This window comes from Anaerolineae bacterium, assembly GCA_014360855.1.
Classification (GTDB): domain Bacteria; phylum Chloroflexota; class Anaerolineae; order JACIWP01; family JACIWP01; genus JACIWP01.
The window spans coordinates 1-5,497 of record JACIWP010000204.1 but is presented as its reverse complement, the minus strand read 5'-3'; the positions used below and the strand labels follow the sequence as shown (position 1 = coordinate 5,497).

General features: G+C 64.0%; 5 protein-coding genes. 4 read left to right on the top strand and 1 reads right to left on the bottom strand.

The window, feature by feature from the left end; translation table 11 throughout:
* The first annotated feature begins 40 nt into the window (after nucleotides 1-40).
* A complete protein-coding gene (gltA, locus tag H5T60_10925; protein ID MBC7242943.1) occupies nucleotides 41-1,534 on the top strand; it encodes an NADPH-dependent glutamate synthase in 1,494 nt (497 codons plus the stop codon).
* A 249-nt stretch (nucleotides 1,535-1,783) separates the two neighbouring features.
* Here gltA and H5T60_10920 read toward each other — a convergent pair whose 3' ends face one another.
* Nucleotides 1,784-2,188 (bottom strand): response regulator, encoded by a 405-nt coding sequence (locus H5T60_10920; protein ID MBC7242942.1) that lies wholly within the window; start codon nucleotides 2,186-2,188, stop codon nucleotides 1,784-1,786.
* A gap of 291 nt (nucleotides 2,189-2,479) precedes the next feature.
* Between H5T60_10920 and H5T60_10915 the strand changes: the two genes are divergently transcribed.
* The 3 genes from H5T60_10915 to H5T60_10905 form a co-directional block, all read left to right on the top strand.
* Nucleotides 2,480-3,853: a GAF domain-containing sensor histidine kinase gene (locus tag H5T60_10915; GenBank protein MBC7242941.1), complete on the top strand. Its 1,374-nt coding sequence runs from the start codon at nucleotides 2,480-2,482 to the stop codon at nucleotides 3,851-3,853.
* A gap of 7 nt (nucleotides 3,854-3,860) precedes the next feature.
* A complete protein-coding gene (locus tag H5T60_10910) occupies nucleotides 3,861-4,757 on the top strand; it encodes a ribokinase (GenBank protein ID MBC7242940.1) in 897 nt (298 codons plus the stop codon).
* A partial coding sequence (locus H5T60_10905) for a protoheme IX farnesyltransferase (GenBank protein MBC7242939.1) occupies nucleotides 4,723-5,497 on the top strand: 775 nt, incomplete at its 3' end. The genes H5T60_10910 and H5T60_10905, both read left to right, overlap by 35 nt.

Below are 5,497 nucleotides of genomic sequence, written 5' to 3'. Positions count from 1 at the left end.
GAGCAGGCTGAGCAGGAAGCGGAAAAGGAGAAGCACCGCCATGGCTGAGCTGACACCCAAAGAGCGCATGCAGATCCCGCGGCAGGAGATGCCGGCGCAGGACCCGCTGGAGCGCCGCTATAATTTCAACGAGGTGGCGCTGGGCTTTGATTTTGAGACTGCCCGCCGCGAGGCGGAGCGCTGTCTGCAGTGCAAGAACCCGACCTGTATGGACGGCTGTCCGGTCGGCGTGCTGATCCCGCAGTTCATCCGCCGCCTGCGCGAGGGGGACATGGCCGGCGCGGTGATGGCGATGAAAGAGCGCAACAGCCTGCCGGCCATCTGCGGGCGCGTGTGCCCGCAGGAGGTGCAGTGCGAGGCGACCTGTGTGCTGGCCAAACGCGGCGCACCGGTGGCCATCGGCCGGCTGGAGCGCTTCGTCGGCGACTACGAGCTGGCGCGCCGCACCTGTCCCCTGGTGCGGGCCGCTCCCACGGGCATGCGGGTGGCGGTGGTAGGCTCAGGGCCGGCGGGGCTGACCTGTGCGGTGGAGCTGGGCCGGCGCGGTCATCAGGTGACCATCTTCGAATCCCTGCACGCCGCCGGCGGTGTGCTCATCTACGGCATCCCGGAGTTTCGCCTGCCCAAGTGGATCGTCCATGCCGAGATTGATTATGCGATGGAATGCCTGGGCATTGAGATACGCACCGACCATGTGGTGGGCCGTACTATCACGCTGGATGAACTGCTGGCCGATTACGATGCGGTGTTCCTGGGCACAGGTGCCGGCCTGCCGACCCTGCTGAATGTCCCCGGCGTGAACCTGAACGGCGTCATGTCCGCCAACGAATTCCTCACCCGGGTGAACCTGATGAAAGCGTATCTCTTCCCGGAATATGATACCCCCATCAAGGTGGGCCGGAAGGTAGCGGTCATCGGCGCCGGCAACGTGGCCATGGATGCGGCGCGCTGCACCCTGCGCCTTCAGCATATGCGCGCCGAAAAGGAGGGCGGGGAACCGGGGCAGGTCTATATCGTGTACCGGCGTTCGCGGCAGGAGGTGCCGGCACGCGCCGAGGAATTCCATCACGCCGAGGAAGAAGGGGTCATCTTCGAGTTTCTGACCAACCCCGTGGAGATCCTCGGCGACGAGCAGAAGCGTGTGCGAGGCCTGCGCTGTGTGCGCATGCAGTTGGGCGAGCCGGATGCCTCGGGGCGCCGCCGGCCCGTCCCCATCCCCGGTTCAGAGTTCGATCTGGAAGTGGACATGGTGATTATCGCGGTGGGCACCACTCCCAACCCGGTGGTGTTCCTCAACACCTACGGCTTGGAGCGGACGAAAGAGGGGACAGTGGTGGCGGATATGACTACCCTGCGCACCACCAAGCCGCGCGTCTGGGCCGGCGGCGATGTGGTCACGGGCGCCGCCACGGTGGTCAGTGCCATGGGCGCCGGCAAAGTCGCCGCCGCCGACATGCACCGCTTCTTGTGCGGGGAGTTCAGCGAGTCGGAGTGGTGGCCGGCGGAGGTGGAGGCATCCACCGCCGGCGCGTGACAGCGGATTATCCTCGGATGGCGGTCACCGGCGAGGTGACTGCCATTTTGTTTGGGACGACCCTGCGGCAGGTGACAGTCACATGGGTGACTGTCACCTGCTTTTGGGGCAGGCTGTTCGCGGTGCGCGTGAAAATGACGTGAGATCGTGCGTAAGCACATCATTTTCGGTGGGATATTTCACGGATATTTTGTACAAGGGGAAACGCAGGGCCGGCGGCGATGCGGCCGGCGGGGCAGGGGACAGGATTCAGGACTGAGCGGAGCTCGTCCCCCGACGGTGGGTGCACATCTTGTCCAATGTCGCCAGCAGTTCCTTCGGGTTGATCGGCTTGGAAAACCAGGCGTCAATGGGCAGATATTCATCGGTGGGGAACTCGCTGGCGTGCGGCGTGTCCGCGATGGAAGTGACCATGATGACGCGCGTGTTCTTCAGGCGCGGGTCCGTCTGTATTTCCCGGCTCACGTACAGCCCGTCCAGGATGGTGCGCATCATGATATCCAGCAGGACGATATCAGGCGGATCACTGCGCATGATGTCGAGGGCCTGTTGGCCGTTGGATGCAGTGAGCGTCTGATAGCCTTCCTTTTCCAGGATGGTGCGGGTGATCTCGACAAAGTCGGGGTCATCGTCTACGATTAACACACGGCACATGGGTCACCTCCCTCTTTCTTTGTTGCGATGTGTGAACAACCAGCCGGCAGGATGCGACGCAGATAAAGCAAAACACGATAATTTCCTATCAATATTATAACCCGAAACGGGATAGAATTCAACATGATCTTTCGCGAAGCCCGGCCGTCATGTTCCCCACTGGATACCCAATCACCCTCGCGGTGACCACCGCCTAATAACGAGGCCATGCCATTGGCTTTGAGCTAGTGGGATATCATGGTATAATGGCGTGTGCGCTCGGACCACTGCACTCGGAATGGAAGAGCCAGCATGAGCCTGCGAAGCGAGATCGTCCAGTTGGAAGAGCTGGTGCGCCGCGCCTGTAGCGGGGACAAAGAGGCCCAACGCCAACTGCCGGCGCGCTTCGAGAGCCTGCGCCGCGAGGCAGAGACCCTCATCAAGCATCAGCAGGAGCTTATCACCCTCTATGAAATAGCCCGCGAGCTGGCCTCCATGGTCCATTTGGAAGATATCCTGGACCTGATATTGACGCGCGCGCTGGCCCTGGTGAAGGCGGAACGGGGTTTCATCGTGCTGGCCGACGAGCCGGCGGGCGAGGAGAGCTTCCGCATCGCGGTCGCACGCCAGTTTTCCCTGGAAGAGGTGGATGACGGGGAGGTGCGCCTGAGCCGAAGCCTGATCGGCCGGGTGATGCAGACGCGCCAGGCGGTGGTTACCACCAATGCGCAGGAGGACCCCCGCTTTCAGTCGTCCGCCAGCATCGTGAATTACCGCATCCGCTCCGTCATGGCGGTGCCGCTGATATATGAGCGCGACCTGCTGGGAGCGATTTACCTGGATACCCGCATCACGGAGCGCCTGTTCACGCAGGAGGACCTGGCCCTGCTTCAGGCGCTGGGGAATCAAGCGGCTATTGCTCTCCATATGGCTCAGCTCTACCGCAATCTCGAACAGCGCAACCTGGAACTTCAGCAGGCGCTGGCGGAACTGCGGGCCACCCAGGACGAGCTGATTCGCTCGGAGCGTCTGTCGGCGGTTGGCCGGCTGGCCAGCGGCATCATCCATGATTTCAAGACGCCCATGACCACCATCAAAGGCTATGCCGCCTTCCTGGGCAGGGATGATCTGCCGCCGGCCCAGCGCAAACAGTTCGCCCAGACCGTCATGAACGCGGTGGATATCCTGGTCGGCATGGCGCAGGAAATCCTCGATTTCGTCCAGGGCGGCGGCGCCCTGCAGATGGAGCCGGTCCCGCTGGACACCTTCGTGCAGGAAGTGGTGGATTTCCTCAAGGAGGATTTTCGCGAGCGGCATATCACCATTCACACCCAGCTCGAGTATCGCGGCGTGGTCTCGCTGGATAAGGGCAAGATGCGGCGCGTGTTGGTAAATATCGCCGGCAATGCCCGCGATGCGCTCAATGGACAGCCCGGCAATTTCACCATCATTTCCCGCCGGCAGGATGATCAGGTGGTGCTCGAGCTGATTGACGACGGCCCAGGCATCCCGCCGGAGATTCTGCCGAACCTGTTTCAGCCCTTTGTCACGCACGGCAAAGCCCACGGCACCGGCCTGGGATTGGCCATCAGCAAGAAGATCGTGGAGGATCACGGCGGCACCATCGCCGTGATGACCGGCCTGCCGAAGGGCGCCGGCTTTGTCATCACCCTCCCCCTGCCGTGAGGTGAGCGTGAGTATCCCCGACACGCCCATCCGCTTCCTGGTCATCGGACATCTTTGCAGGGACGTCGTCCCTGGCGGATATGCCCTGGGGGGCGTGGTGACCTATGCCGGCCTGACGGCGCATCGGTTGGGCCTTCCTACGGGCATCCTGACCCGCTGTGGCCCGCACGTCTCGCCCGGGGACATGCCCGAGGGCATTCATCTCCATGTCCTGCCCTCCGAGCGCACGACCACTTTTCATAACCAGTACACCGCCGGCGGGCGGGTACAGCGCCTGCTGGAGGTCAGCGAACCGATTGGGGCAGAGGATGTGCCGGCGGCCTGGCGCGCGGCGCCGCTCGTCCTATTGGGGCCGGTGGCACATGAGATTGCCCCTGAGTTGGCGAGGCTGTTCCCGAACGCACTGTGCGGCGCGGTCCTGCAGGGCTGGATGCGGGAATGGGATGCGGAAGGCCGTGTCTCGAACCGGCCGGCGCTCCTGCGCCGGCTTTCGTTCGAGGGCATCCGCGTCGTGACCCTGAGCGAGGAAGAGCTGGCCGGCGACGACGAGACGCTGGCGTATCTGCGCCGGCACGTGCCGGTGGTGGTGCTGACCCAAGGGCCGCGCGGCGCGACGGTTTTCGCTGAGGGAAAGGCGTTTCATGCGGAGCCTCGGCCGGCGCAGGAGCTGGACCCTACCGGCGCCGGCGATGTCTTCGCCGCCGCCTTTCTTGTCCGGCTGTATGAGGGATGCGGTTATCAGGAGGCGGCGTATTTCGCCAATGTGACCGCCTCGTTCTCCATCGAACAGCCGGGGCCGGCTGGCATCCCGGAACGCCGGCAGGTCCTCGCATGGATACACTCTCACCCATCAGGAGGCATGGTGCCAGATGTCGAGCAGTCCGCTTCCGCCCATCACACCTGAGCCCGCCGGCGTGGCTGTGCGGCCGGTGCCGAGCCTTGGCGGACGGCTGGCCGGCTATTGGGCGCTCATTAAGAGCAAGCAAACCCTACTGCTGTATGCCACGGGAATCTGCGCCTACATCGTGTCCATGGGGGGGCATGCCCCGCACGCCCATGTCCTGCTGTTCAGCGCGGCCCTGCTGTTGAGCATCAGCGGCTGTACCGCGCTCAACATGGTGCTGGATCGCGATATTGACGCCGTCATGGAGCGCACCCGGACGCGCCCGTTGGTGCGCGGGGTGATCGGTGCCCGCGCCGCGGCGGTCTATGGGGCGGTGCTTGCGCTGGCCGGCCTGGCGCTTGCCTTCGCCCTGCGCTGGCAGGCCGGCGTGGTCATCGCCATGGGCTTTGTCTTCGACCTGGGGGTGTACACCCTGTGGCTGAAGCGGCGCTCCCCCTTGTCCATCATCTTCGGGGGCATTTCGGGGGGCATGCCGGCGCTGGCCGGCCGCGTCCTGGCCACCGGCCGGGTGGATGTGGTGGGCATCCTCTTCGTGCTCTCCATTCTGCTGTGGATCCCCTCCCACATCGTCACCCTTTCCATCAAATACGCCGAGGATTACCGCCGGGGCGGGGTGCCGGTCTGGCCCAATGTCTACGGCGAGCGGTCGGCGCGCTATTTCATTGCCGTCTCGAACCTGCTCAATGCGCTGGTGCTGTTCGCCTGCGGGCTGTTGTTGGACATTGCCCGGCCGGCCCTGG

Bases quoted from the DNA above. Each gene is read 5' to 3' on its own strand.
- gltA (MBC7242943.1), top strand. From the start codon at position 41: ATGGCTGAGCTGACACCCAAAGAGCGCATGCAGATCCCGCGGCAGGAG.
- H5T60_10920 (MBC7242942.1), bottom strand. From the start codon at position 2,188: ATGTGCCGTGTGTTAATCGTAGACGATGACCCCGACTTTGTCGAGATC.
- H5T60_10915 (MBC7242941.1), top strand. From the start codon at position 2,480: ATGAGCCTGCGAAGCGAGATCGTCCAGTTGGAAGAGCTGGTGCGCCGC.